This is a genomic window from Clostridium sp. AM25-23AC (assembly GCF_003435125.1).
Taxonomy (GTDB): domain Bacteria; phylum Bacillota; class Clostridia; order Lachnospirales; family Lachnospiraceae; genus Pilosibacter; species Pilosibacter fragilis.
Genome location: NZ_QWGI01000094.1, coordinates 479 through 1,114, shown reverse-complemented (window position 1 = coordinate 1,114; position 636 = coordinate 479). Strand labels below are relative to the sequence as shown.

The following is a 636-nucleotide window of genomic DNA, read 5'->3' as shown; positions in this document are numbered from 1 at the left end:
TTCGGCAAGGAAACTACGCCGAGGGAAATGAAGGACCAGATCATCAAGCTGCTGGACGACTGGAAGGGTCAGCAGAAGGAACATGAAAAGCCGGAGAAGAAAACCGAACAGGAAAAGTAAGCCCAAACTTCGGGTCAGCATGGCCCGAGGATTGCGGGGCTCTGCCCCGCGCCCCGAAGCTCTGGAGATATAAATGATTCCCCGTCGCCAGTTATTCCGTAGCATAGCCGGGAAAATCAGTCAAGGGCAGCGCCGCCGCAGGCGGTGCCGGAGGCACCCTTGACGGATTTCTCCCGGTTATGCTTTTTCCCGGTCAAGCGACGGGGATATAAATTCTCCAGAGCCGTTCCCCTTCCCGGGGGAAGGGGCGGAGGGGTTGGGCGATATCTTGCTTTTTTCTAAACCAAAACAGAAATGGAGGCTCAACCAATGAAACGACCTTTAGCGTACCTGACCGCCGCATGGAGCGGCGAGCCGGATGTTGATATGGAGCTGGCGGCCCACTACTGCCGTCTTGCTTATGAGGCGGGCTTTTCCCCAATCTGCCCGCTCTTGTATCTGCCGCTGTTTTTGAATGACAGCGTTCCCGAGGAACACAAGGCCGGGATTGATATGCGCCGGGATATGCTGCGGCGC

The 636-nt window shown here is 56.6% G+C and carries 1 pseudogene; it reads left to right on the top strand.

From position 1 onward, the window contains the following. Positions 1–429: 429 nt before the first annotated feature. Positions 430–636: pseudogene (locus DW677_RS18495) on the top strand (hypothetical protein); the annotation flags it as partial.